27 protein-coding genes are annotated in these 25744 nt (G+C 74.5%); 14 read left to right on the plus strand and 13 right to left on the minus strand.

The window, feature by feature from the left end; genetic code table 11:
* Positions 1-30: 30 nt before the first annotated feature.
* From OG295_RS32325 to OG295_RS32350, 6 genes are all read left to right on the plus strand, one after another.
* Complete coding sequence (locus tag OG295_RS32325) at positions 31-444, plus strand: hypothetical protein (RefSeq protein WP_266836806.1); 414 nt, start codon at positions 31-33, stop codon at positions 442-444.
* Entirely contained in the window at positions 441-1205 is a 765-nt protein-coding gene (locus OG295_RS32330; RefSeq protein WP_371680162.1) for a transcriptional regulator, read from the plus strand. The genes OG295_RS32325 and OG295_RS32330 overlap by 4 nt, the downstream gene beginning before the upstream one ends.
* A 71-nt stretch (positions 1206-1276) precedes the next feature.
* Positions 1277-1726 (plus strand): roadblock/LC7 domain-containing protein, encoded by a 450-nt coding sequence (locus OG295_RS32335; protein WP_371680163.1) that lies wholly within the window; start codon positions 1277-1279, stop codon positions 1724-1726.
* Positions 1727-1805: 79 nt separating this feature from the next.
* Complete coding sequence (locus OG295_RS32340) at positions 1806-2180, plus strand: hypothetical protein (protein ID WP_266836800.1); 375 nt, start codon at positions 1806-1808, stop codon at positions 2178-2180.
* Positions 2181-2363: 183 nt separating this feature from the next.
* The gene (locus OG295_RS32345) at positions 2364-5924 is read left to right on the plus strand and encodes a CDP-glycerol glycerophosphotransferase family protein (protein ID WP_371680164.1); all 3561 of its coding nucleotides are present in this window, start codon (positions 2364-2366) and stop codon (positions 5922-5924) included.
* A 117-nt stretch (positions 5925-6041) separates the two neighbouring features.
* On the plus strand, positions 6042-6524 hold the full coding sequence (locus OG295_RS32350; RefSeq protein WP_371680165.1) for a VOC family protein: 483 nt from the start codon (positions 6042-6044) through the stop codon (positions 6522-6524).
* A gap of 30 nt (positions 6525-6554) precedes the next feature.
* Here OG295_RS32350 and OG295_RS32355 read toward each other — a convergent pair whose 3' ends face one another.
* On the minus strand, positions 6555-7283 hold the full coding sequence (locus OG295_RS32355; RefSeq protein ID WP_371680166.1) for an NAD-dependent deacetylase: 729 nt from the start codon (positions 7281-7283) through the stop codon (positions 6555-6557).
* A gap of 121 nt (positions 7284-7404) precedes the next feature.
* On the opposite strand from OG295_RS32355, the gene OG295_RS32360 reads away from it, so the two are divergent.
* Positions 7405-8250: a GNAT family N-acetyltransferase gene (locus OG295_RS32360; protein ID WP_371680167.1), complete on the plus strand. Its 846-nt coding sequence runs from the start codon at positions 7405-7407 to the stop codon at positions 8248-8250.
* 90 nt (positions 8251-8340) lie between these two features.
* Here OG295_RS32360 and OG295_RS32365 read toward each other — a convergent pair whose 3' ends face one another.
* The 3 genes from OG295_RS32365 to OG295_RS32375 all read right to left on the minus strand — a co-directional run bounded on the left by OG295_RS32365 (position 8341) and on the right by OG295_RS32375 (position 9976).
* Entirely contained in the window at positions 8341-8784 is a 444-nt protein-coding gene (locus OG295_RS32365; RefSeq protein WP_371680168.1) for a subtilase-type protease inhibitor, read from the minus strand.
* 224 nt (positions 8785-9008) lie between these two features.
* Positions 9009-9473 (minus strand): Crp/Fnr family transcriptional regulator, encoded by a 465-nt coding sequence (locus OG295_RS32370; protein ID WP_371680170.1) that lies wholly within the window; start codon positions 9471-9473, stop codon positions 9009-9011.
* Between the two features lie 200 nt (positions 9474-9673).
* The gene (locus tag OG295_RS32375; RefSeq protein ID WP_030231436.1) at positions 9674-9976 is read right to left on the minus strand and encodes a hypothetical protein; all 303 of its coding nucleotides are present in this window, start codon (positions 9974-9976) and stop codon (positions 9674-9676) included.
* 238 nt (positions 9977-10214) lie between these two features.
* On the opposite strand from OG295_RS32375, the gene OG295_RS32380 reads away from it, so the two are divergent.
* The gene (locus OG295_RS32380) at positions 10215-12137 is read left to right on the plus strand and encodes a glycoside hydrolase family 5 protein (protein ID WP_371680171.1); all 1923 of its coding nucleotides are present in this window, start codon (positions 10215-10217) and stop codon (positions 12135-12137) included.
* Positions 12138-12157: 20 nt separating this feature from the next.
* Here the strand turns inward: OG295_RS32380 and OG295_RS32385 are convergent, their stop codons facing one another.
* The 3 genes from OG295_RS32385 to OG295_RS32395 are packed head-to-tail and all read right to left on the minus strand — an operon-like array spanning position 12158 to position 13954.
* Positions 12158-12577, minus strand: coding sequence for an ankyrin repeat domain-containing protein (locus OG295_RS32385; RefSeq protein ID WP_371680172.1), 420 nt, complete (start codon positions 12575-12577; stop codon positions 12158-12160).
* Positions 12574-13233, minus strand: coding sequence for an HAD family hydrolase (locus tag OG295_RS32390; RefSeq protein WP_371680173.1), 660 nt, complete (start codon positions 13231-13233; stop codon positions 12574-12576). Before OG295_RS32390 ends, OG295_RS32385 begins: the two co-directional genes overlap by 4 nt.
* A 34-nt stretch (positions 13234-13267) precedes the next feature.
* Positions 13268-13954 (minus strand): hypothetical protein, encoded by a 687-nt coding sequence (locus OG295_RS32395; RefSeq protein ID WP_371680174.1) that lies wholly within the window; start codon positions 13952-13954, stop codon positions 13268-13270.
* Between the two features lie 366 nt (positions 13955-14320).
* Here OG295_RS32395 and OG295_RS32400 point away from each other — a divergent pair, with 366 nt between their 5' ends.
* On the plus strand, positions 14321-17050 hold the full coding sequence (locus OG295_RS32400) for a DNRLRE domain-containing protein (RefSeq protein ID WP_371680175.1): 2730 nt from the start codon (positions 14321-14323) through the stop codon (positions 17048-17050).
* 130 nt (positions 17051-17180) lie between these two features.
* Here OG295_RS32400 and OG295_RS32405 read toward each other — a convergent pair whose 3' ends face one another.
* Entirely contained in the window at positions 17181-17663 is a 483-nt protein-coding gene (locus OG295_RS32405; RefSeq protein ID WP_371680176.1) for a hypothetical protein, read from the minus strand.
* 89 nt (positions 17664-17752) lie between these two features.
* Between OG295_RS32405 and OG295_RS32410 the strand changes: the two genes are divergently transcribed.
* A complete protein-coding gene (locus OG295_RS32410) occupies positions 17753-18064 on the plus strand; it encodes a hypothetical protein (RefSeq protein WP_371680177.1) in 312 nt (103 codons plus the stop codon).
* A 28-nt stretch (positions 18065-18092) separates the two neighbouring features.
* Here the strand turns inward: OG295_RS32410 and OG295_RS32415 are convergent, their stop codons facing one another.
* The 4 genes from OG295_RS32415 to OG295_RS32430 all read right to left on the minus strand — a co-directional run bounded on the left by OG295_RS32415 (position 18093) and on the right by OG295_RS32430 (position 20779).
* Positions 18093-18464, minus strand: a complete 372-nt coding sequence (locus tag OG295_RS32415) for a MerR family transcriptional regulator (protein ID WP_371680178.1) — start codon at positions 18462-18464, stop codon at positions 18093-18095.
* Positions 18465-18501: 37 nt separating this feature from the next.
* Complete coding sequence (locus OG295_RS32420; protein ID WP_371680179.1) at positions 18502-19314, minus strand: SDR family NAD(P)-dependent oxidoreductase; 813 nt, start codon at positions 19312-19314, stop codon at positions 18502-18504.
* 60 nt (positions 19315-19374) lie between these two features.
* Positions 19375-20208, minus strand: a complete 834-nt coding sequence (locus tag OG295_RS32425; RefSeq protein WP_371680180.1) for a MerR family transcriptional regulator — start codon at positions 20206-20208, stop codon at positions 19375-19377.
* A gap of 103 nt (positions 20209-20311) precedes the next feature.
* Entirely contained in the window at positions 20312-20779 is a 468-nt protein-coding gene (locus tag OG295_RS32430) for a hypothetical protein (protein ID WP_371680181.1), read from the minus strand.
* 282 nt (positions 20780-21061) lie between these two features.
* Between OG295_RS32430 and OG295_RS32435 the strand changes: the two genes are divergently transcribed.
* The 3 genes from OG295_RS32435 to OG295_RS32445 all read left to right on the plus strand — a co-directional run bounded on the left by OG295_RS32435 (position 21062) and on the right by OG295_RS32445 (position 23694).
* The gene (locus OG295_RS32435) at positions 21062-22387 is read left to right on the plus strand and encodes an MFS transporter (RefSeq protein WP_371680182.1); all 1326 of its coding nucleotides are present in this window, start codon (positions 21062-21064) and stop codon (positions 22385-22387) included.
* Between the two features lie 44 nt (positions 22388-22431).
* The gene (locus tag OG295_RS32440; RefSeq protein WP_371680183.1) at positions 22432-22665 is read left to right on the plus strand and encodes a hypothetical protein; all 234 of its coding nucleotides are present in this window, start codon (positions 22432-22434) and stop codon (positions 22663-22665) included.
* Between the two features lie 441 nt (positions 22666-23106).
* Entirely contained in the window at positions 23107-23694 is a 588-nt protein-coding gene (locus OG295_RS32445; RefSeq protein WP_371680184.1) for a peptidoglycan-binding protein, read from the plus strand.
* 37 nt (positions 23695-23731) lie between these two features.
* Here the strand turns inward: OG295_RS32445 and OG295_RS32450 are convergent, their stop codons facing one another.
* Positions 23732-24475, minus strand: a complete 744-nt coding sequence (locus OG295_RS32450) for an SDR family NAD(P)-dependent oxidoreductase (RefSeq protein WP_371680186.1) — start codon at positions 24473-24475, stop codon at positions 23732-23734.
* A 157-nt stretch (positions 24476-24632) separates the two neighbouring features.
* On the opposite strand from OG295_RS32450, the gene OG295_RS32455 reads away from it, so the two are divergent.
* Complete coding sequence (locus OG295_RS32455) at positions 24633-25709, plus strand: RNA ligase (ATP) (RefSeq protein ID WP_371680187.1); 1077 nt, start codon at positions 24633-24635, stop codon at positions 25707-25709.
* The last annotated feature ends 35 nt before the right edge of the window (positions 25710-25744 follow it).

The raw sequence follows: 25744 nt of genomic DNA on the forward strand, positions 1-25744 counted from the left end.
TCAGCACGTGCGGCCGGGAGGGGAGCCCGCGTGCCCGGGATCGACGAATGCCTGCTCGAAGCCATGGCCCTGCCGGGTGCGCGCGGGGCCGCGCTGGTCGACTGGAGCAGCGGACTGGCCCTCGGCACGGCAGGGGAGTCGCCCGTCGGTGACCACGAGACCACCGCCGCCGAGACTGCGGAGCTGGCCCGGGCGGCGGCCGAGTACGAGTCGTTCGCCCCCGCGCCGGGCGAGCCGGGCGCGGTCGGCGGGCCCGCCGCGGCGGGACCGCCCGTCGAGGACCTCATCGTCACCACGCGCACCGGCTACCACGTGCTCCGCTTCGTCGAGACGAGTTTCGACAGCAGCGTCTTCCTCCACCTCTGGCTCGACCGGACCGACGGCAACCTCGCCCTCGCCCGCCTCAGACTCCGTGCGCTGGCCGAAGGGCTGGTGCTCAGATGACCACCGCCGTCTCCCCGCTGCTCACCCGGCTCGCCGCCGAACGGGCCACCGGCGCCCTGCTCCGCGACCGCGGGACCCTCTTCCTGGAGGACGGCCGCGTCGTCCACGCCGAGAGTCCCTCCACCCCGGGCCTCGACGTCCTGCTCACCACCGGCGGAGGCCTCGCCCCCGAGCGCTGGAAGGAGGCGGTGGACGAGGCCGGAGGCCGCCGTCAGGTCGCCCGCTTCCTCGTGGACAGCGGAGGGCTCGCGGACGGCGAACTGGAGATCTGTCACCTCGCGGCGATCTTCGACGCAGCCTTCTTCGCGCTCTCGCCTGGCAGCGGCCCGTCCCGCTTCCGCCGCGGCGCCACCCACTGGATCGGCTCCGTCCGCTCGGTCCCCGCCGAGGCCGTCGAGCGCGAGACCCGCCGCCGCCGCGAGCTGCTGGACGCGGTGTGGCCCTACCCGCTGCTCGACATATCCCCGGTGGTGCCCCGGCAGGCCGCGCCCGGGCAGACGGTCACCGCGCGGCAGCGGATCCTCCTGGGGCAGGCCGACGGCGTGCGCACCCCCGCGGACCTGGCCTGGGTACTCGGCCGGCCCGCCTTCCACACCTTGCTCGACGTGCGAAGACTCGCGGCCGCCGGGCTCGTGGAGACTCCCCGTACCCGGCCGGTCCCGCTTCCGGCCGCCCCCCTGCCCGACTGGATCACCGAGTCCCAATCCCCGGACGTGGCTCTGCTCCGCCGGTTACGCGACGCACTGGAGGCAAGTCTGTGAGGCTCCCGCTGCGACCGGTTCTGCGAGCCGACCGTTCCGAGCGGAGGCCGCTCGAAGGGAGGAAGGCCGACATGAACACGGCGATGGTGCCCGCCGAGGCCGAAGCCGAGATACTCGCCGAGCTCCGGCGGCTGAGGGCCCGTGTCCCCCAGCTCACCGGAGCCCTGGCCGCGAGCGCCGACGGACTGGTGCTCGCCCAGGACAGCGCCGCCACCGAGGCCGAGTCCGTCGCCGCGCTGACCGCGGCCGCCCTCGGCGTCGCCCAGCGGCTCAGCGACTGCACCGGTCAGGGCGGTTTCCGCGAGCTCCTCGTGCGCGGGGAGAACGGATACGTCGCCACCTACGCCGCCGGCGAGACGGCCGTCCTCACCCTGATCGCGGAGCCGCGCGTCAACGTCGGACGGCTCCACCTGGAGGCGCGCCGCTCCAGCCTGCGGATCACCGAGCTGATCGACCGCAGCCTCGGCCGGCGGGGCCCCGCGACGCCGCCGGCCCTCGGCCCGGCGGGCCCGCCCTCCTGACCTTCTTCTCTCTTGGCAAACGACAGCACGTCAGACCCTCACGCACAACGGACAAGCGACAGCAGAAAGAGGAACCCCCATGGCCAACGTGGAAACCGCCCTCAAGGAAGCCACCACCACCATCGACGGGGCGCTCGGCGCGGCCCTCGTGGACTACGGCAGCGGCATGGCCCTCGGCACCATCGGAGGCAGCAAGGACCTGGACCTTTCGGTCGCCGCCGCCGGCAACACCGACGTGGTCCGCGCGAAGGTCCGCACGATGGAGATGCTGGGGCTGAACGACGAGATCGAGGACATCTTGATCACTCTCGGCAGTCAGTACCACCTGATCCGGCTGATGAAGGCGAGGGGCTCCAGCGGCTTCTTCCTTTACCTGGCCCTCGACCGGGGACGGGCGAATCTCGCGATGGCGCGGCACCAGCTGAGGAAGATCGAGGCCGAGCTGGAGATCTGAGGCACCCGAGGGGTCGTGACGGCGCGGTGGCGGGCGGTCGAATTCTTTGCCGTCCGCCCCGGCGGCCCCCACTGATATGTCCGGGATGGGCGGACTTTATCATCCTGTTACAGAGTAAGATGCTGTAATCAGCTGATCATTAACTCATCGACAAAGCAAAAAACGCTGGAGAACCTGCCACCCATGCCCCCGCGCCTGAGCATCGTCGTACCTGTCTACAACGTCGAGCTCTACCTCGACGAGTGCTTGGAGTCCATCGCAGCTCAGACGTTCGACGACTTCGAGGTCGTGATCGTCGACGACGGGTCCACGGACGCGAGCGCCGTCATCGCGAAGAACTTCGCGGAGCGTGACCAACGGTTCCGGGTGGTCCTCCAGAAGAACGCGGGTCTCGGTGCCGCCCGGAACGTGGGCTTCCGCCACCTCGCCGAGGGCACCGAGTACGTGGCCTTCGTGGACAGCGACGACACCATGCCGCCGTACGCCTACGAGAAGCTGATCGCGGCCCTCGACAAGACCGGCTCCGACTTCGCGGGCGGCAACGTCCGCCGCTTCCGATCCGTCGGCATGCAGCAGTCCTGGGGCCACCGGATCGCATTCGCGAACACCCGGCTGAAGACCCACATCTCCAAGTTCCCGGCGCTGGTCACCGACCGCACCGCGTGGAACAAGGTCTACCGGCGCAGCTTCTGGGAAGAGCACGGCTTCGCGTACCCGGAGGGCATCCTCTACGAGGACGCTCCCGTCAGCATCCCCGCCCACTACTTCGCCAAGAGCGTCGACGTGATCGGCGACGTCGTCTACCACTGGCGGGTCCGCGAGACCGGCGAGCGCTCCATCACCCAGCGCGCCACCGACCCGGTCTCCCTCACCGACCGCGTGACCTCCGTCCGCCTGGTCCGCGAGGCCCTCCTCGGCAAGCAGGGCGAGAAGTACGCCCGCTACCTGCGCGACTACGACCGCAACGTGCTGAGCGAGGAACTCCCCCTCATCTACAAGTACGTCGGCGAGGCCGGTCCCGAGTTCCGCGCCGCCTTCGTCAAGGAGGTCGGCGGCCTCATCCGGGAGATCGGCACCGAACCCTGGAGCGACCTCACCGTCGCCGACCGGCTCAAGGCCTACCTGGCCCGCGAAGGCCGTGTCGAGGAGTTCATCGCCCTCGTCCAGCACCAGAAGGACTTCACCTACAGCGTTCCGGTCAAGGGACTGGCCCGCCCGCAGGCCGACTACCCCTTCCTCAAGGCGCCCGTCCCGGCCAAGTTGCTCACCCTCGGCCCGCGCGAGCGCCGCGTCGTGAGCCGGGTGGAGCAGGTCGCCTGGAGCGACGGCAAGCTGCTGCTGCGCGGCTACGCCCTGCCCGGCCACATGGGCGCGGAGAGCCGCCTGGGCTCCCGCAAGATGCTGATCTTCCGTGAGAACGGCAAGCGCCGGCGCACCGTCGTCAACACCCGCACCGTCGCCTCCCCGATGGCCACCGTCAACAGCCCGCACCTCGCCCTGCGGCACGCGGACTGGGCCGGCTTCAGCGCCGTCGTCGACCCCACCGTCTTCCAGTCGGGCGGCAAGTGGCGCGAGGGCATATGGTCCACCTCCATCGCCGTCACCGGCGCCGGGGGCCTGCACCGCGCCCGTCTCAAGGGCGGCGAACACGACAGCGGACTCACCCCGCCGCCGTACTGGGCCACCCCCGACGTGCGCATCCTGCCGACCGTCTCCGGTGTCCTCACCGTCCAGGTCGAGATCGTCCGCGCCCGGGTCCTGGACGTCCGCGCCACCGGCGACGACGCCCTGGAGCTCACCGGCGAGCTCGCCGCCGAGGCCGGCACCGACGCCACCTTGCAGGCCACGCAGGCCGGCACCACCCTCACCTTCCCGCTCACCACCTCCGCGGCCCGCCCCGGCGGCCGGATCCCCTTCACCGTCACCGTGCCGCTCGCCGTCCTGGGCGAGGTACCCGACAGCGGGGGACAGGCCGGCGGATGGCGTCCCCGGCCGTGGAACCTCTCCGTGGTCCGCGCCGACGGAACCCGCCACCCCCTCGCCCACGACGAGCGCGGCGGCTTCACCAGCCTGGTCGCCCCGATCCCCGGCGATCCCGCCGAGCGCACCGTCTTCGCCAAGCGCGGAATGACCGGCCACCTGATCCTCTCCGTCCAGGCCTCCCCGCCGCTGGTCGACACGGTCACCGCCCAGGAGGGCGTCCTCACCCTCGGGGGCACCTTCCGCGCGCCCGCGAGCACCGCCGGCGAACCGTACGAGCTCGTCCTGCACAACCAGTACGGCATGGAGTTCAGCTACCCCGTCACCCGGGACGGCGACCGCTTCGAGGCCTCCTTCGAGCCCGTGCTCCCCGAGCCCTACGCCGGCCGCACCAGCCTCCCGCAGGGCCGCTGGTGGCCCACGCTGCGCCCGGCGGCCCAGGGCGGATCCACCGCCGGCCTGCTCGGCGTCGACCGCGGCGCGCCCGTCCAGCTCGTGGCGCCCGTCCTGACCTCCGGACCGCACGCCATCACCGTCCTCGGCCGCCGCATGCGCGTCGAAGCCCGCCTGCACGACCGGATGGCGCTGGTCTGCGACCCGGTCCTGAGCCCGCACGACCGCTCGCACTACGCCCAGCGCGTCGCCCGCGACGTGACCTACCCCGCGCAGCGCGCCCTGCCGGTCAAGGACATGGTCGTCTACGACACCTTCAAGGGGAACGGCGCGGGTGACTCGCCCCGCGCCGTCCACGAGGAGCTGCTGCGCCGCGGCGAGAAGCTGGAACACGTCTGGCTGGTGCGCGACGGCCGCGCCGAGGTGCCGCCGACCGCGCGCGCCGTCCAGTACGACAGCATGGAGGCCTGGGAGGTCCTGGCCCGCGCCCGCTACTACGTCGTCAACGACAGCGTTCCGCCGACCTTCTCCCGCCGCCCCGGCCAGACCGTCGTACAGACCTGGCACGGGACGCCGCTGAAGCAGATCGGCTACGACTTCACGCACGACTACTACACCAGCCCCGAGGTGCTGGAGGGGCTGCAGCACGACAGCGCCCAGTGGTCGCTGCTCGCCTCCCCCAGCTCGTACGCCACGCCCATCCTCCGGCGGGCCCTCGGCTACCAGGGCGAGGTCATCGAGGCCGGCAGCCCGCGCACCGACGCCCTGGTGCGCCCCGACGCGGCACGGATCGCCGAGGTCAGACGCCGGCTCGGCCTGCCGGACGGCAAGAAGGTCGTCCTCTACCTGCCCACCTGGCGCGAGAACCGCCTCGGCTGGACCGGCGGGTACAAGCTCGACCTGAGGATCGACCTGGACGCGGCCCGCCGCGAGCTCGGCGAGGACCACGTCCTGCTGGTGCGCGGCCACCACAAGGTGGGCGAACAGGTCCGCGAGGGCGTGCGCGACGGCTTCGTCGTCGACGTCTCCCGCTGGCCCGACACCACCGACCTGCTGCTCGTCGCCGACGTGCTGATCTCGGACTACTCCTCCGCGCTCTTCGACTTCGCGCTGACCGACCGGCCGATCCTGTTGTTCACGTACGACCTGGAGCACTACCGCGACACGCTGCGCGGCTTCACCTTCGACCTGGAGTCCAAGGCCCCCGGACCGCTCCTGGCGGACTCGCCGAGCCTGATCGCCGCCGTGCGCGACTCGGACGCGGTGGGCGCCGAGTACGCGGGGGCGCGGGCGGCGTTCCGCGCCGAGTTCTGCGACCTGGACGACGGCCACGCCGCCGCCCGCGTCGTGGACCGGATGCTCGCGATGTAGCCCGTACGGGTGGAAGTACGGACCGGTCCCGCGCCCACCGATGAGTTCGGGGCGCGGGACCTGTCTGTAGGTGGGGGACGGCAGCCGCCGCACCCCACCCCTCGCAGGGAGGCAGTCATGGCCAGTACCGGTTTCACCACGTGCCTGTGGTTCGACGGCGACGCGGAGGCCGCCGCCGACCACTACCTGTCGGTCTTCAAGGACGGCCGGCGCGGCAGGACCGCCCGCTACAACGAGGCCGGGCCCGGCCGGGCCGGTGACGTGATGGTCGTCGAGTTCGAGATCAACGGCCAGAAGTTCATCGGCCTCAACGGCGGCCCCCAGTTCCCCTTCACCGAGGCCATCTCCTTCCAGATCCACTGCCAGGACGAGGCGGAGGCCGACTACTACTGGGACGCCCTGACGAAGGGCGGCGGCGAGGAGGGCGCCTGCGGCTGGGTCAAGGACTGCTTCGGCGTGTCCTGGCAGGTCATCCCGCCCGGCGTCATCGACCTGGTGGCCGACCCGGACCCGGCCCGTGCGGCCCGCGCCACCGCCGTGATGATGAAGATGAAGAAACTCGACGCCACCGCCATGCGCCGGGCCGCCGACGGGGGCTGAACCTCCGGGCGGGCCGCGGGGGCGGTCGTCTCAGCCCGCCGCGATGCGGGCCAGCAGGGACGGGAGGGCGGTGCCGATCGGTTCGCGGACGATCTCGTCGGCCAGGGCGTCGTACGGGGTCTCCTCCGCGTTCACGATGATCAGACGGGCCCCCGCCTCCGCCGCCATCCCGGCCAGCGAGGCGGCGGGCTGGACCTGGAGGGTCGTACCGACGGCGATGAAGACCCGGCAGCCCTTGGCCACGGCCACGGCCTGCGCCAGGACCTCGGGATCGAGCCGTTCCCCGAACATCACGGTCGCCGTCTTCAGGATTCCGCCGCACGTCAGACAGGCCGGATCCGGCTCCCCGGCGGAGACCCGGGCCAGCGCCTCCTCCAGCCCGGTCCGGGCACCGCAGCCGGTGCAGACCACCGACCGGGCCGACCCGTGCAGCTCGAACACCTTGCGCGCCGGCATCCCGGCGAGCTGGTGCAGCCCGTCCACGTTCTGTGTGACCACGCGCACCGGGGTGCCCCCGCGTTCCAGCTCGGCGACGGCCAGGTGTGCCGCGTTGGGCCGGGGCGCGGAGGCCCAGACCTCGGCGCGCATCAGCCAGGAGCGCCGGCGGATCTCCGGATCGGCCATGTAGTACTCGTAGGTCACGAGCTTCTCGGCGTCCGGCTCACGCCTCCACAGACCCTGCGGCCCCCGGTAGTCCGGGATCCCGGAATCGGTGGACATCCCTGCCCCACTGAACACTGCGACGAGCGGCTTTCCCATGCGCCGACCCTACGCGGGCGCCGCTCCGGCCCGCGACCCCATTTGCCGCGTGCGGGCCGGGCTCCTGACGGCCGGTCAGGCCCTGCTGCGGCGCCCCCCGCGGTCTGGTACAACACCGGACATGACGGGATTCGAGATCGGCGGCGCGAGCGCCGCCGACATGGAACTGCTGCGCGGCTGGGCCGAGGCGGAAGGCTGGAACCCGGGCGACAGCGACCGTTTCGCCTTCGCGGTGGCCGATCCGGAGGGCTTCCTCGTCGGACGCCTCGACGGGGATCCGGTGGCCTGCGTCTCCGCCGTGCGCTACGGCACCTCGTACGGGTTCATCGGCTTCTACATCGTCCGCCCCGACCAGCGCGGCCGGGGGTACGGCCTGCGGCTGTGGAACGCGGCGACGGAGCGGCTGGCCGGCCGGCTCACCGGCCTCGACGGGGTGGTGGAGCAGCAGGCCAACTACCGCAAGTCCGGATTCCGTTCCGCCTGGACGAACATCCGCTTCGAGGGGGTCCCGGACGCCGGCGGGGAGGACGGCGCCGTGCGGACCGTCGACGCGGCCTCGCTGCCGTTCGACCGGCTCGCCGCCTACGACCGCCGGTTCTTCCCGGCGCCCCGCGACGCGTTCCTCTCCGCCTGGACCGCCCTGCCCGGCCGGACCGCCCTCGCGGCCGTCCGCGACGGGCGGATCGAGGGCCTCGGCGTGATCCGGCCGTGCGGGGCGGCCTCCCGGATCGGTCCGCTCTACGCGGCCACCCCGGAGGTGGCCGCCGCCCTGGTGCGGGGGCTCGCCGGGTACGCCCCCGGAGGGGAGGTCGCGGTGGACGCGCCCGACGTGAACCCCGCCGCGGCCACCCTGCTGGCCGGGCTCGGGCTGCTCCCGTCGTTCGAGACGGCCCGCATGTACACCGGCCCGGCGCCCGATGTGGATACGGCCGGACTGTACGGGGTCACCAGTCTCGAACTGGGCTGAGGGCCGGGCCGCCGCGGCGCGGGGCCGGACGGCGGTCGCACGGCGCCGCCCGGCGCACCGGGGGGAGGGGGCCCGGCCGGGACCCGGGGCTCAGACGCCGAACAGCACTCCGGTGCTGGCGTGCAGGCCGCACGGGTTGGCGAACGTGTAGGTGTAGCTCAGCCGGCGCCCCTGCCACACGCCGTCGGCGGTGACCGTCACCGGGTCCCACTCCCTGGTGCACCTGACGTTGGGCCGGGGCGCGGTGAGGGCGTCCAGGGCGGGGCCGTTCGCCTTCAACTCGGAGCAGGCGGCGGCGGGGTCGGGGTGGGTGCCGCCCGGCCGGGGCGCGCACACCAGCGTCACCGCCCGCAGCACCGTACCGTGGGCGGCGTCCGGTCCGGCCGTCACGCTGACCACGAGCGCGGACGGCGCGTACATGCTCTGCGCACCGGACGGAGCCGCGTCGGCGGCTCCGGTGCCGGCCAGCGCGGTGAGGGCGGTGAGCGCCATTGCTCCGGAAGCCAGTCCCAGGCTCCTGGTGATGGACCGCATTTCGAACACTCCTCGGCTCGGTGTTTCGGATAACGGACGGGAGTCTTGCCGATCCGGAGCGTGAACGCCCGTTCGTACCGCTGTTTCTCGTCACCGATCGTGAGCGCATGTGTGCAGTCCGCAGCGACGGCACCCGTCGTGACCTGTGGGGGAGCGGACCGCCGAATCGGCTGAACACACCCCCCGGAAAGGGGTTGGCACGGCGACCGCGGAGCTCGGGCCGGTCAGCGGGTGGCCCCCGTGCGGGGGGCGTAGAGGTCCAGCAGCCGGGTCCTGGTCTGGTGGAGCCGCACGGCGAGGACCCGTCCGACCCAGTGCCCCACGGCCGAGCCGAAGGCCGGGTCGGCGTCCATGAGCAGCCGTACCGTCTCGCCGTCGAACTCGTAGGCGCGTACCGGGGTCATCGCCTCGGCGCTCAGCTGCCACACGTACGGCGGGAACAGCCAGGACCAGCCCACGAGCTCCCCGGGTCCCAGGCTCTCGACGGGCGCCGGCCGGTTGCGGCCGGGCAGGGGGATCTCCAGGGTCACCGTGCCCGAGCGGACGATCCAGAAGGACCGCGCCGGGCCGCCCTCGTCGAAGAGCCTCGCGCCCTCGGGGAAATTGACCTCGCGCGCGTGGGACATCAGCCGCCCGCGGTGCTCGGCGGACAGGACGGCGGCGATGCGGATGGGGGAAGGTGTGCTCACGACAGCCTCCGATCACGACCCCCCGCAACCTGCTGGTCTCCCCAGTGTCGCCGACCCCGGCCCGGATCACGGCATGCCGCGGCCCGGTGCCGCGGCGGCCGGTACGGTCGGTCGCCCGCCACCGCCCGGGGTGGCGCACCCCTGTTCCGGAGCGTCGCCCGCGACCCGCCGGAGGAAACCCTTCCGGTGGAGTCCGGCGGCTACTCCTCGGCGTTGGCCTCCAGGCAGGCCAGCTCCATCGCGTCGAGCACCGCCTCGTGGCTGCGCCGGCTCAGCTCCGCGACGTTCTCGATCTGTGCGGTCGCCCAGGCGGCCAGCGTCATCACCAGCACGCGCAGCCCGTCGGTGCCGTGCTCGGCGAGGATCGCGTCCGCGACGACCATGGCCTCCTCCGGTACCTGCTCCGGGGGCTCCAGCCCGGCGAGCCCGCGCAGCATCGCGAGGGTCCGGCGGGAAATCTCCGGTGTCATCCTCGCCAGCCGCATGTCTTCTTCGTCGTCCATCAGCCCCACCCTCCGGTACGCGCGCCCGTCCCCTGGGTGCACCGTAGGGGGAGGCGGGCCCGCGCGGGGCGGTTTTGCCGGGCAGGGCCCGTGGGGAGGGGTGGCGCGGACCCGCCCGGGTTGACGGCTCCGGGGCTCCGGAGCGGGGCCGCCGAAGCCTTCCCTGTGACACGACCGACCGGTAACTTGTGCGCCGCAGCCGCCCGGACCGGGGCGGCCGGAGCCGGCGGGAGCCGACATGAAGAGCCTTCTACGGGTGGTGCTGAGCGTGCTGCTCCTGGCGGGCGGGGCCCTTCCCGCCGTCGCCGCGCCCGCACCCCCACCCGCGCCGGAGGCCGCGCCGCCCGCGGCCGCCGACGCCGCCTGGACGCCCCCGCTCTCCACCCGGGGCCGCTACATAGTGGACGCCCGGGGCGAGCGCTTCCGCCTGCGCTCCGGCAACTGGGACGGCGCCCAGGGCTCCTGGAGCGGCTCCGGAGACCGGAACGACCCGGCCACCCACCACGCGGGCCAGGACTCCCACGGCATACCGCTCGGCCTGGACCGGGTCGCGCTGCCCACCCTGCTCGCCGACTTCCGCGCGCTCGGGCTCAACAGCGTCCGGCTGCCCTTCTCCAACGAGATGCTGCACACGGCCGCTCCCGTCCCGGACTCCGCCGTCGCCGCCAACCCGGCCCTGCGCGGCCGCACCCCGCTCCAGGTCTACGACGCCGTCGTGAGCGCCCTCACCGACGCCGGGTTCGCCGTCATCCTGAACAACCACACCGGCACCACCCGCTGGTGCTGCGGCCTCGACGGCAACGAACGCTGGAACAGCGGCCGTTCCACCGCCCAATGGGCCGACGACTGGGTCTTCCTCGCCCGCCGCTACCGCGACAACCCGCGCGTGGTCGGCGCCGACCTCTACAACGAGGTCCGCCGCGACACCTGGGACGACCCCAACTGGGGCCTGGGCGACGCCCACGACTGGCAGGCCGCCTCCCAGGAGGCCGCCGACCGGATCCTCACCGAGGCCAACCCCAACCTGCTCATCGTCATCGAGGGCATCAACTGGACGGGCATCCCCCTGGACGGCCTCCCGCACGGCCGGCCCACCCTCACACCCGTCCGCACCCTGTCCCACACCCTCGTCGTCTCCGGCAAGCTGGTCTACTCGGCCCACTTCTACGGGTACACCGGCCCCCACCACAGCGGCGCGACGGGCCTCGGCGAGACCCACGACCTCCGCTACCAGGACATGACCCCCGCCCAACTCCGGCAGACCCTCTACGACCAGGCCTTCTTCGTCTCCGCCGAGACGGGCACCCACTTCACCGCCCCCGTCTGGATCAGCGAGTTCGGCATCGGCGCGGACGAGAGCGGAGCCGTCCCGCGCGCCTGGTTCCAGAACTTCACCGGCGAGCTCGCCGCCTCCGACGCAGACTTCGCCTACTGGCCCCTCGTCGGCTGGAGCACCACCGCACAGGGCGCCCCGGGCGGTGACAGCTGGGCGATGCTCCGCTACGACGCCACCGGCCGCCGCACCGGGGTCCTCGACGCCGCCGACTGGCGCACCACCCCGTGGACGGCCCTCGCGACCGCCCCCGGCCGCACCGGGCCGGTCCCCGCCGGCCCCGCCTGGTACCAGCTGGACACCTCCCACCGCGACCACGTCGCCTCGCTGCGCACCCGCGCGGCCGGGGACTGGGACGTCGGTGCCCGCAAGGCGGTCTGCCCCGACGGTGCCCGCCTGGCGGGCCTGAGCCACACGGGCGGGTACGGCCTGTGCTCCACCTCGGACCTGCGCGCCCCGGCCGGCGGCCAGACGGTGGTCCGTGACGAGGCGTACGTCCCCGCGGGCGGCGACTGGGCCGGCGGCTACACCAAGTTCCAGTGCCCGGCGGGGCAGTTCCTCATCGGGTACAGCGAGCGGGGCGAGCGGGTCTCGGCGGCCCTGTGCGCCCCGGCCCGCGGCGCACTGCCGACGGACGGCGGGCGCACGGTCTGGTTCGACCGCGGGGACAACCGGCCGGAGGGCGCCGCGGGCGGCGACTTCGCCTCCGGGCACTACAAGGGGCAGTGCCTGCCGACCGAGTACGCGGCGGGCATCGCCTTCACCACGCGCGTCGGCTCCCGCCCTTCCCCGGCGGCCCTCCTGTGCCGGACCCTGCCGGCCGCCTGAACGCGGTCCGTCCGGGGGCCTCAGCCCCCGGACGGACCCGCCGCGCGCAACAGCCGGGCCGTCTCCGCGTGCCCGCCGCGCAGCGCCCACTCCAGCGGGGTCGGGCCCTCGCCGTCGTCCTCCCGAAGCGCGGGGTCGGCGCCGCCCGCCAGCAGTGCCGCGACCGCGGCGGCGTGCCCCCAGGCGGCCGCCCCGCACAGCGGGGTGCCGTCGGTGGGCCCGCCGCTCTGGGCGTCCGGGTCGGCGCCGCCCGCGAGGAGGTCCCTGACCGCTCGCTCCGCACCGGCGACGGCGGCCGCGTACAGGGCGGTGGTGCCCTCGGAGTCGGCCGCGGCCGCCGGGGCGCCGGAGCGCAGCAGCGCCGCCACCCGGGGCGCGTCACCGCGCGCGGCCGCCCCGACGAGCAGACCGGACAGCCGCTTGCGCTCGCGCAGGTTCACACCTCCCCCAGCAGGGCGGGCAGTTCGCGCATGTCGGTGAAGACCGTCGTGCCCGCTCCGGCGAGGGCCGAGGCGGGGGTCAGGCCGCCCGCGTAGCCCAGGGAGCGCATGCCGGCCGCGCGGGCCGCCTCGACGCCCGGCCGGCTGTCCTCGACGACCACGCAGGCCGACGGGTCGACCCCCATGCGGGCGGCGGCGTACAGGAACAGGTCCGGGGCCGGCTTGCCGCGCGGCACCTCGGTGGCGCTGTGGATGCGGCCCGCGAAACGGTCGTAGAGGCCGGTGCGGCCCAGGGTGTGCCGCATCTTCTCGTGGGACCCGCTGGAGGCGACGCAGGTGGGCAGGGTGATCCGGTCGAGCGCCTCGGGCAGGCCGTCGACCGGGGCGAGGCCCGCGTCCACGGCCTCGGCGTGCATGCGGGCGAAGGATTCGTCCCACTCGTGGGCCGCCCGGTCCCCGAGCCGGGCGGCCACCTGTTCCCGTACGGAGGCGCTGGAGCGGCCTATGAAGCGGCTCACCACCTCGTCCTCGGTGAGCGGCCAGCCGAGCCGCTCACCGAGGGCCACCTGCACACGGGCGGCGATGCGCTCGCTGTCGACGAGAACCCCGTCGCAGTCGAAGATCACCAGCTGGACGGGTCCGTTCGCAACGATCATGCAGGAAGGTTAGGCGACGTGCCGCGCGCCGGGTTCAGGGGTTGCACTTGAGCGTGAACACGAAGAAGTCCTGCGCCTTGCCCGCGAGCAGGGTGGCCGACACGACGGGTGCGGGGTCCGCGGCCTTCGTGCGGGGGGTGGACCTGACGACGAACGAAGGCGCGGCCGTCTCCGGGCCGGTGAACTTCAGTGTCGGATTGCTGTTCTTGCCGCTGCTGCCGGTCCATTGCAGGTCTACGTCTCCGGTGCCGCTACCCGCGACCTTGCCCGTGAAGGTGACGTTCTGTGCCACCGTGCAGTCGACGGAAGCAGGGGTGGTCGACGCACCCGTGATGTCCACGTCGGAGACGCGGACGGCGGTCGTGGTCGTCCTGGCCGGCTTGCCGCAGGTGATCGTCCTCTTGCCCTGGTTGTTCCCCTGGACCGTCGCGTTGTAAGTGCCCTTCTTGACGTCCTCGTTCGTTGCGGCGCCCGCCCCGTCGGTGGTGAGGGTGAACTTCTCCGGGCCGGTGATCCGGACGCTCTGGTTGGACCTGAAGCCGGTCAGCGTGAGGTCGAACTCCTGGGGATTGGTATTGGGCGCCGCCACCAGCGCGCAGGCCGCCTGGGGAACCGCAGCGGGGGCCGACGACGCCACCGCCGCACGGGCCATCGTGGACGGCATGGCGACGGCGGACACCAGGAGTGGGGTGAGCAGTGCGTAGCGAGCGTGCCGATTCATGCGTTCCCTCCTCGGCTGGGGAAGCATCGGGTCGATGAGCGGACGCCCACCGGTGGCGCGCACCGTCGGCGCGGCCGTGTGCGGGGCCTCACGGGATCCGGTCCGCGTACGGCGGCCCCGGGGCCTGGGCGTCCTTTTTCAGCCTATCCCGGGGGCCGGGCCGCAGCACCCCGGGCGGCCCGGCCCGCCGGTCCGTTCGGCATCCGATGGGTCAAGTCGGATGACCGGCCCGCCGATTCGTCCTAGGGTGCGCCCGTACGCACGGCCGTGCGCCCGTCCGCCGGGCCCGGCCGTACGTCGGTGTGCCGCGCCTCCCGCGCGGCGCACGCGCAGCGCAGTACCCACGTACACCGAACTGGGGGGTCCATGCGTAGATCCAGAGGGCTGGCGGCCGCTCTCGCCCTGTCCCTGGCCGGCTCCGGCGCGGCCGTCGGCCTCGGCCTCGTCCCGCAGGCGGCGGCCATCACCCCGCCCGTAGCCTTCACCGCCGATCCACTGCCCACCTGGCAGCCCAACGGGGTCGTCTGGGCCCTCGCAGAGGCCGGCGGCACCGTCTTCGTCGGCGGCACCTTCTCCACCGTGCGCCCGCCCGCGGGCGGCGGGGGCACCGAAAGACCGGCGGTGAACTTCGCGGCCTTCGACGCCGCGACCGGCGCCCCCACCTCCTGCGACCTGTCGTTCACCATCGGCAGCGGCACCGCCACCGTCCGCGCGCTCACCCTCTCCCCGGACAAGAAGACGCTCTACGCGGGCGGCTACTTCGGCGCGGTCAACGGCACCCCGGTCTCCAGCATCGCCGCCATCGACGTGGCGACCTGCACCGTGAACCAGTCCTTCCGGCCCGCCTTCGCGGCCACCGTCCGCGCCATCGCCGTCACCGACGACACCGTGTACGCGGGCGGCGACTTCCTCACCGTCGCCGGCCAGCCCCGCCAGCGCTTCGCGGCGGTCGGCGCGACCGACGGCGCGCTGCGCCCCTTCAGGGCCGACGCCGACGACCCGGGCCGCGCCGTGGAGGTCACCCCGGACGGCGGAAACGTTCTGCTCGGCGGGGACTTCTTCACCGTCAACGGTACGAACACCCACGCCCTGGCCGTCGTCGACGCCGCCAGCGGGGCCCTCACCAAGACCTACCCGGGCTTCATCGAGACCAACTCCGTCGTCAAGGACATCGCCACCGACGCCACCGGCTTCTACACCGCCAACGAAGGCACCGGCGGCGGCGTCTTCGACGGCCGCATCGCCCTGAACCTGTCCGACTTCAACCAGCGCTGGCGCGACACCTGCCTGGGCGCCACCCAGGCCGTCCTGCCGTACCGGAGCGTGCTCTACAGCGCCTCGCACGCGCACGACTGCTCCAGCGTCGGCGAGTACCCCGACGGCCAGCGCCACCACCTCCTCGCCCAGCCGACCACCAGCGTCGGCAAGCTGGGCTGGGCCCCCGACACCAACGACGGCATCGGCGAGGGCATCGGCCCGCGCGTGATGACCGTCGGCTCCAAGGCGAGCACGCCCTACCTGTGGGTCGGCGGGGAGTTCACCACCGTCAACGGTGCGGCGCAGCAGAGCCTGACGCACTTCTCCTCCACCGACGACACGGGCGCGCCCACCACCCCCGTGGCGAGCGCGGCGGCCTTCCGGCCCGGCGAGGTCCAGGTGCGCTGGCGCACCAGCCTCGACCTGGACGACAGTGCCCTGACCTACCGGATCTACCGCAACGGCGCGGCCACCCCGATCGGCACGGTCACCGCGGACTCGCTGTTCTTCAAACGCCCGCAGGCCTCCTGGACCGACACCACCGCCCAGGCCGGCCAGTCCTACACCTACCGGGTCACGGCCACGGACGCCGCGGGGAACGTCAGCGCCCCCTCGGGCACCGTGAGCGTGACCGTCCCGACGTCGGCGGACGCGTACCCGAGCCAGGTCCGCGCGGACGGCGCCCAGCTCTACTGGCGCTACGACGAATCGTCCCTGCCGTACGTCGCGGACTCCTCCGACGGCAACCAGGCCGGCGTGCACCAGAACGCCCCGGCACTGCGCCAGTCCCCGGGGGCGGTCGGCGGCGCGAGCACGGCGATCGGCTTCAACGGCACGAACGCCCACGTCTACGGGGACCGTCGGCAGAACGTCGGCAGCACCTACAGCATCGAGACCTGGTTCAGGACGGGCACCACCCAGGGCGGGAAACTGGTCGGCTTCGGCAACCAGCAGATCAACGGCAGCAGTCAGTACGACAAGCACGTCTACATGACCAATGACGGGCGGCTGGTCTACGGCGTCTACACCGGCGCCACCCGCACCATCACCACCGCCGCCTCCTACAACGACGACAAGTGGCACCACGTCGTCGCCACCCAGGGTCCCGGCGGGATGACCCTGTACGTGGACGGCGCGCAGAAGGGCACGCTGAACGTCACCACGCACGAGAACTTCACCGGCTACTGGCGGGTCGGCTTCGACGGCCTCGGCGGCTGGCCGGACCGCCCCACGAGCGAGCACTTCGCGGGTCTGATCGACGAGACCGCCGTCTACCCGGGCGTCCTGAGCGCGGCGCAGGTGCAGAACCACTACACCCTCGCCTCCGCCCCGGCCGACACGGTCCTCCAGGTCACCGCGTCCGAGGACACGTACGCCAACGCGGGCGCCCCGGACGGCAATTACGGCACCTCCGGCTCCCTCGCGGTGCGCGGGACCTCCCTGTACACGAGCTACCTGCGCTTCGGCCTGCCCGCCGCGCCCGCCGGGACCGTGCTCAAGTCGGCCACGCTGAGCGTCAAGACCAGCACCATGGCGGGCGCCGGGACCACGGACACCGTCTCGGTGGTCCCGGTGACCGGAGCGTGGTCGGAGGCCGGGACCACGTACAACAACCGTCCGGGCCTGGGCGCCACGGCGCTCGGCACCTTCCCCGGCGTCCCCGACGGGTCCGCGGTCCACACCGCCGGTCTGGACACGGCGGCGCTCGCGGGCGCGCTCGGCGGCTCCTACGGCCTGGCGCTCACCAGCGCCGGGACGGACGCGCTGTGGCTGTGGTCCTCGGAAGCCGCCGCGAACGAGGGGACGCCTCGGCTGACCCTGACCTTCGGCGCGCCGTAGCACCGGGACGGCCGCAACGGCAGGGGGCGCGGACCCGTCGGGGTCCGCGCCCCTCCGCGCCCCTCCGCGCCCCTCCGCGCCCCTCCGCGCCCCTCCGCGCCCCTCCGCGCCCCTCCGCGCGGTGCCGCGGTCAGCCCGCGGGTCGGTCCGGCGGCCGGTGCGCGGGTTCCACCTCCAGGAAGCGCCGGCCCCGCGGGCCCCGGTACAGCAGGCATTCCCAGCCGTGCCGTTCCAGCTCCGCCGCGCAGGCCGTCAGCCGCTCCCGCTCCTCCTGTGCCGCCCCGCCCCCGGGCGGCCCCGGCCAGCTCACCTCGACCCGGCCCGTGCCGGTGCCGGACGGCGCCACCCGGTAGCCCGACCGGCAGCGCCGCCCCCGGGCGTCCACCGCCGACGGCGGGAACCCGGCCGCCTCCAGCACCAGGGCCACCGCGCGCGGCATCAGCCGCAGCTCCCACGGCGCGGGCACGTCCTCCCGGCCCCCGAGCAGGCGCCGGATCCGCAGCAGCCCCTCGTACGCGGTGCGCAGCTCCGCCGCCCGCGCCGGGCCGCCGTCGGCCTCCGGGCCGTCGCCCCCCGAGGGCTCGAAGCCCCGCTCCCGCTCCGCGTCCGGCACCCCGCACCACCCCTTCTGAGTACATCGTGCGCAACGGCCTGAGTATGCGCGCCGATTCCCCGCCGCGGCGCCGCTGCTGGAATGACGGCATGACATCGGCGACCGCCCCCGACCCCGCCCCCGCGACCCACCCCCGCCTGCGGCAGGTGGGCGCGGCGGGCTCCGCGCTGGCCGTGGCCCTGGTGCCGCTCGTCGTGGGCGTGCTCGTGGCCAAGGGGATGGCCGCCGACCCGCACGTCCCGGTCAACGCCCTGATCAGCGGCGGCGGGCAGCGCGCCGGGCTGCCGCGCGCCGAATGGCGCCGCCGCGGCCACGACACGGTGCGGCGGCTGCGGACCGTCCGCCGGGAAACGGTCCGCCGCTGCGCCGACGTCCGCGGCCGGCGCCGTCCCGCCGCCTGAGCGGGCGCGGACGCCGCCCGCGCCGGGGTCAGGCGACCGGGCGGATCCGCTCGCCGGTCGCCGCGCGGAGGACGTGCGCCAGCCGGTCGCGGGCCTCGGTCTGGGCCGCGATGCGCCGGTCGAGGACCGCGAGGCGGTCCAGCGCCACCCGCAGGCCCTTGTCCGAGGGCGGCGCGGCGGCCACGTCCCCGTCCAGGCAGGGCAGGAACACGCGTACGTCGTCCAGTGTGAGCCCCGCGGCCAGCAGGTGGCGGATGTTGCGGACCCGCACCACGGCCCGCTCGTCGTAGACGCGGTAGCCGTTGGGCGCCCGTTCGGAGCAGATCAGCCCCGCCTGCTCGTAGTGGCGCAGGGCGCGGGCGGTCGTACCCGTCGCCCCAGCCAGCTCGCCGATCCGCATGCCCCCGCCTCCCGCACCGTTTCCCGTACCGCTTCCCTCACGCCACCACCGCACCGCCGTCGACCGGGAGCACCACACCGGTGACGAACGACGCGTCCGGCGAGGCGAGTTGGGTGATGGCCCAGGCTACCTCCCCGGGACGGCCGATCCGGCCCAGCGGGGTGTGCGCCACCTGCCAGTCCCGCACCGAGGCCCTGCGCTCCGGTGTCAGCCCCTGGTGCTCGCCGATGGGGGTGTCGACCGCGCCCGGGGCCACCGCCACCACCCGGATCCCGCGCGGCGCCAGCTCCACCGCCCAACTGCGGGTGAGCAGTTCCAGGGCGGTCTTGGTCGCCGCGTAGACCGAGTTGCCGGGCCAGGCCCGCTGTCCCACCGACGTGCTGACGTTGACGATCACCCCGCCCGACGCCTCCAGCAACGGCAGTGCGGCCTGCGCCAGCAGGACGGGGGCCACGAGGTTGGTCGAGAGCTGCGCGCCGATCAGCTCCGGTGTCAGAGTGCCCAGGGCGCCGCCGCGCACGATGCCGGCGTTGTTGACCAGCACGTCCAGTCGGCCGTACCTCCCGGCCACGGCCGCTACGAGCCGCTCGGGCGCGTCCCCGTCGGTGATGTCGAGGGGCAGCGCGGTGATCCGGTCGTCCCCCGCCGCGGTCTCCCGGAGCGGATCGGCGCGCCGTCCGACGGCCACCACGTGGGCGCCCCCGGCGGCGAAGGCACGGGCCGTGGCCCGGCCTATGCCGCTGCCGGCGCCCGTGACGGCGACGACCTTCCCGGAGGGGGCCGCGGCACGCTGTGTGCCGCCCGCGCCGTCCGTGCCGCCTGTACTCCGACTGCTGCTCGCGCTGTTCATGCCGGTCATCGTGCAACCCTGCCGCCGGCGGCAGGGTCAAACCCGGCCCGGCCCGCGGGGTCAGGGCAGCAGTGGCTCCTGGAGCTCGGTGACCCACAGGTCCCGGTCCTCGGGGCAGTCCAGGTTCAGCTCGCGCGCGTATCCGGACGAGCGGTGGCCGTTCGCGTCGATCCACCGGGCCAGGGCCTGCGCCGTCGGCAGCACCCCGTCCATCGAGCCGCGGTGCACCACGGTCGCCGCCCGCTCGATCCCGGGCAGTTCGACGATCCGCACCCCTGCGCCCAGGTCCTCGGCGCGGACGGCCGCGGCGACCGGGAGCCCGGCGTGCACCAGGACGGATCCCGGCTCGCCGCCGGGAGCGGGCTCGTAGTGGGCCAGGCCCGGACCCGTCGGGACCACCCCGGCGCGCTCGATCCGGGAGCACAGGTCCTCGTACAACGGGCCGATGACCGGCCCGATGTCCTGCGGGGCGTAGCTGGCGGCGACCCCGGTCAGTTCCGCCAGGCGGACCGGCGGCAGGCTCTTCACGACGATCTCTTCGGTGGGCATGGTTCCCTCGTTCTCGATGGACCGGAGCCTCGTCTCGACCTGCGTGAGCCGGGCGGCGGCCTCGGCCGCGGCGCTCTCCAGCTCCGCGCGGCGCAGCCGCAGCATCCCGCGCAGCTCCTCCGCGCTCACCTTCGCGTCGAGGATCGTCCCCACCTGTTCCAGGCTGAAGCCGAGCTCCTTGAGCGCGATGACGCGGTTGAGGCGGGCGAGCTGCCCGGCCTCGTAGGACCGGTAGCCGGTCACGGGGTCGACACGTGCGGGACGCAGCAGTCCGAGGGCGTCGTAGTGACGCAACATACGGACCGACACCCGGCCGTGCTTGGCGAAATCTCCGATGCTGAACATGACGTGCTCCAGTGGACGGCCTGACACGGTGTGAGGGTCAAGTCTCCCCGGGAGTGCCGGGCGAACCCCCTGGTGGGGGCCGTCCAAGGGAGGCGGGGCCGGGTCAGCGCCCGTACTGGCGCACGCACAGGTCGACGACCGCGGGCGGGAGCGCGCCCTCCGCCGCGGCGCACAGCTCCTCCCCGCGCGGCGTACGCGGCGCCGCCGGCCGGGGCACGTGCGGCGCGGGCCCCGGCGGCCGTACCCGACGGGGCGCCGCCGGCTTCGCGGGCCGTTCGGCGGGCCGGTGGACCGTGCGCGGGAGTGCGGGCTCCGGCCCGGCCGGGGAGGGCGTCGGGTCAGCCTCGGGGATCTCGCCCAGCGGCAGCGGCAGGGACCCGCCCGGCGGCACCGCGGCGGCCCGGTGGGCGGGGGAGCCGTCGGGTCCGTCGGCCGCGTCGGGGGCGTCGACGGGCGGGACGGAGCCGCGCGCCGGGCCGGGACCGCCGGACTCCGGGGTGACGCAGACGCACCCGGCGCTCGCGAGGAGCGCGAGGAGGGAGAGGGGCAGGGCGGCCCGGCGTAACTGCATCCGACCACCATGCCGTAGTCCGGGGCGGCCCGGTTCCACGGCTCACGCGTCCGGGTGAAGCGGCCCGGGGGGCGAGGGCGCCGCAACGGGCGGGCCACCCCGTTGCCGAATCGATTCGTCACGGGGAGGCCGCACCCGGCGCGGACGGTCGCAGAATGGGGCGCGAACGCGATCGGCACGGCACGGCAGTGCGGGCGGCGGGGGAGGCGCGACCCCCGGAGCCTGGTGCCGCCGTGCCCCGTTCACCCGTCCGCCCGCCTTCTGCCGTACGGAGTGCCGAGCATGACCGAACCCGCCGCGTCCAGTGTTCCCGAACCGGGCCCGGAACCCGGCCCCGGATCCGAGCCCCGCTGGGGATGGGCGGCCGTGTCGGCCGCCTCCCTCGGGATCTTCTGCCTGATCACCTCCGAGCTGCTGCCCATCGGACTCCTCACCCCGGTCGGCGCCGCCCTCGGCGTCTCCGAGGGAACGGCGGGCCTCATGGTCACCGTCCCCGGGGTCGTCGCGGGCTTCTGCGCGCCCCTGGTGGCCGTCGGCGCGGCCCGTCTCGACCGGCGCCACGTGCTGTGCGTCCTGGTCGCGCTGATGGCCGTCGCCAACCTCGTGGCCGCGCTCGCCCCGGACTTCGCGGTGGTGCTGGCCGCCCGCCTGCTCGTCGGCGTGGCCGTCGGCGGGTTCTGGGCCATCGCGGGCGGTCTCGCGGTCCGGCTGGTGCCCCCGCACCACGTCCCCCGGGCCACGGCCCTGATCTTCGGCGGCGTCCCCACCGCCTCGGTGCTCGGCGTTCCGGCCGGGACCCTGCTCGGCGAACTCGGGGGCTGGCGCACCGCCTTCGCGGCGGTCGGTGTCCTCGGAGCCGTCACCGCCACCGCCCTGCTCCTGCTGCTGCCGCCGCTGCCGACCGCCCGCCGCGTCACCGCGCGCGAACTCCCCGTCCTGCTGCGCCGCGACCGCGGGGTCCGGGCCGGGGTGACCGTCACCTTCCTGGTGGTGACCGGCCAGTTCGCCGCGTACACCTTCGTCCGCCCCGTCCTGCGGGAGGTCTCCGGCATCGACGCCTCCTACGTCAGCACCCTGCTGCTCGGCTACGGCCTCGCGGGGGTCGCGGGCAACTTCCTGGCCGGCCCGCGCGACGCCCGTCGTACGCTGCTGGCCGTCAGCGTCACCCTGGGGGCGGCGCTGACGCTGATCGCCCTGCTGCCGGGGGCCGTCGCCGGGACCGGCCTGCTGTTCGTGTGGGGGCTGGCGTACGGCGGGGTGTCGGTCAGCCTCCAGGGCTGGATGCTGAGGGCGGCGCCGCAGGCCGCCGAGGCCGCCTCCGCCCTGATGGTGGCCATGTTCAACTTCGCGATCGCGGCGGGCGCGCTCGTCGGCGGGCTCGCCGTGGACGGAATCGCGGTGCCGGCCGCCCCGTTGAGCGGGGCCGCCCTGATGGCGGCGGCCGCGGGGGCGGTGGCGTTCTCGCTCCTCCGGGGACGGGACGGCCGCCGGGGGCCCGGCCCCGACGGAGGCGTCCCCGAGCGCGCGGACAACCGGTCGGCGGAGCCGGGGAGCCGGGTCCGTCCCGCGCAGAAGGGAAGGATGGGGCGGATCGGACACCCGGCTTGACCGGAGCGCCCCCGGAGGTAAAGAGTCCGCTCAAGAGGCACCACATGAGCCGCACTTCGGAGAGACCTGGAATGTCGATGTCCGCCCGCTCCACGCTCCCCCCGGCCGCCCTCGGCGGTTCGCCCGTCCGGGGCGCGGTGGCCGACGGGCCCGGCACTCCGGACGCGGGTACCGCGCCGACCGGCGCGGACACGACGGTCCCGTTCCCGACCGGGGGCGCCACCGCGCCCGCCGCGGGGGCGGGAACGGCCCCGGCCGCCCGGCGGCGCGAGGCCTGACCGGCGGGACGGGGGCCGGTACCGCACCGCCGCACCGGCCCCCGACCGTGCCGGGAGACGATCGTGTTCCCACACCCCGATGAGAGGGCCCCCGAGTCCGCCGACCGCCGGCTCGTCCGCCCCTACGTGCCCCCCACGGGTCCCGCGACCCATCAGGCGGCCCCCACCCGTCCCACGCCCCGGGCGGTGGCGGCTCACGCCGCGTCGTCCGCCCCGGCACCGTCCGGTCCGCCGCTTTCCGCTGCCGTGACATCCGGTCCGGTGGCATCCGGTCCGGCATCGTCCGGTCCGGTGGCATCCGGTCCGGTCGCGTCCGGTCCGGTGGTGTCGCCCTGGCCTTCGGAGCCGGCCGGTGCGTCGCCCTGGCCGCTGGATCCGCCCGAGGCCCCGGCGGCGGCTGCCGCGGCGCCGTCCGGGCCCCCTGCGCCGGGACCGGCAGGAGTGGACGCCGGCGAACGGAGCGGGCGGCGCCGGAGCCGGCTGCCGTTGGCCGCCCTCGCGCTGCTCGCGTCGGCCGCGGCGGGCGGGCTGCTGTTCCTGCTGCGCGGCCCCGCACCCGAGCCCGCCCCGGGCGCCGCACACCCCGGGCTCGCCCTGCCGGCGCTGCCCGTGGGCAGCCCCGGAGCCGGTGAGTCCGCCGAGCCCGGCGAGGACGCCACCGGTACGGAGTCGCCCGCACCGTCCGGCTCCGCCCGAGGGACCGCCTCCGCGGGGAGCCCTTCGGCCGCGGCCCGGCCGTCCGGGACGCCCACGACGGGACCGTCCGGCCGGGGGCCGAGCGCGCCCGGCGAGAAGCCCCCGGGTCAGCCGTCGGGGACGCTGCGCCCCGGGGACCGCGGCCCGGAGGTGAGCGACCTCCAGGAGCGGCTCTTCGGACAGGGGTTCACGTACGTCTCGCAGACCGGTGTCTACGACGAGGAGACCCGGCGCGGCGTGGCCCAGCTCCAGCGCGACCGCGACATCAAGGGCGATCCGCGCGGGATCTACGGCCCGGCGACCCGGGCGGCCTTCGGGCTGACGGCCCCGTGACGGCTCCCGCGGCGGCTCCGTACGGCGTCGGCGCCCCTCACCGGCCGCCGGAGACGCGCAGGACCGTGCCCGTCGTGTAGGAGGCGTCCGCCGACAGCAGCCAGGCGATGGCCCCGGCGACCTCCTCGGGCTGCCCCGCCCGGCCCAGCGGGATGCCCGCCGCCGCCCGTGCGGGCCGGTCGGGATCGCCCATCGCCGCGTGCATCCCGGTCTCGATGATGCCGGGCGCCACCGCGTTGACCCGGATGCCGTCCGGGCCGAGTTCCTTGGAAAGGCCCACCGTGAGGGCGTCGACGGCCGCCTTGGTGGCCGCGTAGTGCACGTACTCCCCGGGGCTGCCCAGCGTGGCCGCCGCGGAGGAGACGTTCACGATGGCCCCGCCGCCGCTCTCCGCCATGTCCCGGGCGGCCCGCCGGCAGCACAGCAGGTACCCCAGCAGGTTCACCTCCACCACCCGCCTCAGGTCCTCCGTGCGGGCGTCGGCGAGGCGGCTCGGCAGGCCCGTCACGCCGGCGTTGTTGACCAGCCCGGTGACCGCTCCGAGTTCGGCGCCGGCGATGTCGAAGAGCCGCTCCACCGCGCACTCCTCGGAGGTGTCGCCGCGTACGGTCACGCACCGGGCGCCGGTCGCCCGTACGCGCTCCGCGACGTCCTCGGCGGCGGCCCGGTCGTGCGCGTAGCCGAGCACCAGGTCGTGGCCGTCGGCGGCGAGCCGCAGGCAGGCGGCCGCGCCGATGCCCCGGCTGCCGCCCGTGACGACCGTGACGGGACGAGCTGACATCGGGGCCTCCTGGAACCGGTGACGACGGGTGCGCGGCGGGCCTGAGGGCCGGGCCCCCGCGCGGCGCAGGCTAACACCGCGATATTCGCTGGACCAGCGTAAAAGGCCCACCCGAGAGTGGGCCGGACGTCCTGAACCTCCCGAGAGGAGCCGTACTTTGTCCACCTTGCGCGTCACCGTCGAGGAACTCGCCGTCCACGGACACCCGAACGCCGATGCCCTGGAACTGGCCCAGGTCGGCCTCTACCGGGCCGTCGTGGCGAAGGGCGCCTACCGCACCGGAGACTTCGCCCTCTACATACCCGAACAGGCCGTCCTGCCCGCCGCGTTGATCGAGGAGCTGGGCCTGACCGGACGGCTCGCGGGAAGCTCCCACGACCGGGTCCGGGCGGTCCGGCTGCGCGGCGAGCTCTCGCAGGGCCTGGTCTGCCGGCCCCGCGCGCTGGCCGGGGTGGACCTGGAGTCGGCTGCGAAGGAGGGCACGGACTTCGCCGAACTGCTCGGCATCGTCAAATGGTCGCCACCGGTACCCACGACGATGGACGGAGAGATCGAGTCGGCCCCCGACCTCCTGCCGTGGACGGACATCGAGAACCTCAGGCGCTACCCGGGGATCTTCGAGGAGGGCGAGCCGGTGGTCCTCACGGAGAAGCTCCACGGCACGGCCTGCCTGATGACGTACGTCGCCGACGGGGAGCGGGTCCTGGTCTCCTCGAAGGGGTTCGGCTCCCGCGGGTTCGCCCTCACGGAGGACGACCGCAACCTCTACTGGCGCGCGGTGCGCGGGCACGGAGTGGCCGGGGTCGCCGCCCGGCTGGCCGCGCGGCTGGGCGCCACCCGGGTCGGGGTCTTCGCCGAGGTGTACGGCTCGGGGGTGCAGGACCTGGCCTACGGGGCCCGCGGCGGCGCCTCCGACGAGCCGCCCGGCTACGCCGTCTTCGACGTCTGCGCCGAGATCGACGGCGAGGTGCGCTGGCTGGACCCGGAGCGGGTGCTCGGCGATGGCGAACTGCCGCTGGTTCCACGGCTGTTCGAGGGTCCGTACGTGCTGGAGGAGGTGCTGGAACTGGCGAACGGCCGCGAGACCGTCTCCGGCCGGGGCCTGCACCTGCGCGAGGGCGTCGTGATCCGCCCGGCGGCGGAGCGCTACAGCCCGGTGACCGGGGGGCGCGCCATCGCCAAGGCGGTCAGCCCGGCGTACCTGACGCGCAAGGGCGGCACGGAGTACGAGTGATCCCGTCCGGTGCCCCTGCCGGGGGGTGCTCCCGC

It is taken from the genome of Streptomyces sp. NBC_01276 (genome assembly GCF_041435355.1).
Classification (GTDB): domain Bacteria; phylum Actinomycetota; class Actinomycetes; order Streptomycetales; family Streptomycetaceae; genus Streptomyces.

Excerpts from the sequence above, each read along its gene's own strand:
- OG295_RS32330 (WP_371680162.1), top strand. The coding sequence starts at position 441 with ATGACCACCGCCGTCTCCCCGCTGCTCACCCGGCTCGCCGCCGAACGG.
- OG295_RS32335 (WP_371680163.1), top strand. The coding sequence starts at position 1,277 with ATGAACACGGCGATGGTGCCCGCCGAGGCCGAAGCCGAGATACTCGCC.
- OG295_RS32340 (WP_266836800.1), top strand. The coding sequence starts at position 1,806 with ATGGCCAACGTGGAAACCGCCCTCAAGGAAGCCACCACCACCATCGAC.
- OG295_RS32345 (WP_371680164.1), top strand. The coding sequence starts at position 2,364 with ATGCCCCCGCGCCTGAGCATCGTCGTACCTGTCTACAACGTCGAGCTC.
- OG295_RS32350 (WP_371680165.1), top strand. The coding sequence starts at position 6,042 with ATGGCCAGTACCGGTTTCACCACGTGCCTGTGGTTCGACGGCGACGCG.
- OG295_RS32355 (WP_371680166.1), bottom strand. The coding sequence starts at position 7,283 with ATGGGAAAGCCGCTCGTCGCAGTGTTCAGTGGGGCAGGGATGTCCACC.
- OG295_RS32360 (WP_371680167.1), top strand. The coding sequence starts at position 7,405 with ATGACGGGATTCGAGATCGGCGGCGCGAGCGCCGCCGACATGGAACTG.
- OG295_RS32365 (WP_371680168.1), bottom strand. The coding sequence starts at position 8,784 with ATGCGGTCCATCACCAGGAGCCTGGGACTGGCTTCCGGAGCAATGGCG.
- OG295_RS32375 (WP_030231436.1), bottom strand. The coding sequence starts at position 9,976 with ATGGACGACGAAGAAGACATGCGGCTGGCGAGGATGACACCGGAGATT.
- OG295_RS32380 (WP_371680171.1), top strand. The coding sequence starts at position 10,215 with ATGAAGAGCCTTCTACGGGTGGTGCTGAGCGTGCTGCTCCTGGCGGGC.
- OG295_RS32390 (WP_371680173.1), bottom strand. The coding sequence starts at position 13,233 with ATGATCGTTGCGAACGGACCCGTCCAGCTGGTGATCTTCGACTGCGAC.
- OG295_RS32395 (WP_371680174.1), bottom strand. The coding sequence starts at position 13,954 with ATGAATCGGCACGCTCGCTACGCACTGCTCACCCCACTCCTGGTGTCC.
- OG295_RS32400 (WP_371680175.1), top strand. The coding sequence starts at position 14,321 with ATGCGTAGATCCAGAGGGCTGGCGGCCGCTCTCGCCCTGTCCCTGGCC.
- OG295_RS32410 (WP_371680177.1), top strand. The coding sequence starts at position 17,753 with ATGACATCGGCGACCGCCCCCGACCCCGCCCCCGCGACCCACCCCCGC.
- OG295_RS32415 (WP_371680178.1), bottom strand. The coding sequence starts at position 18,464 with ATGCGGATCGGCGAGCTGGCTGGGGCGACGGGTACGACCGCCCGCGCC.
- OG295_RS32420 (WP_371680179.1), bottom strand. The coding sequence starts at position 19,314 with ATGAACAGCGCGAGCAGCAGTCGGAGTACAGGCGGCACGGACGGCGCG.
- OG295_RS32425 (WP_371680180.1), bottom strand. The coding sequence starts at position 20,208 with ATGTTCAGCATCGGAGATTTCGCCAAGCACGGCCGGGTGTCGGTCCGT.
- OG295_RS32430 (WP_371680181.1), bottom strand. The coding sequence starts at position 20,779 with ATGCAGTTACGCCGGGCCGCCCTGCCCCTCTCCCTCCTCGCGCTCCTC.
- OG295_RS32435 (WP_371680182.1), top strand. The coding sequence starts at position 21,062 with ATGACCGAACCCGCCGCGTCCAGTGTTCCCGAACCGGGCCCGGAACCC.
- OG295_RS32440 (WP_371680183.1), top strand. The coding sequence starts at position 22,432 with ATGAGCCGCACTTCGGAGAGACCTGGAATGTCGATGTCCGCCCGCTCC.
- OG295_RS32450 (WP_371680186.1), bottom strand. The coding sequence starts at position 24,475 with ATGTCAGCTCGTCCCGTCACGGTCGTCACGGGCGGCAGCCGGGGCATC.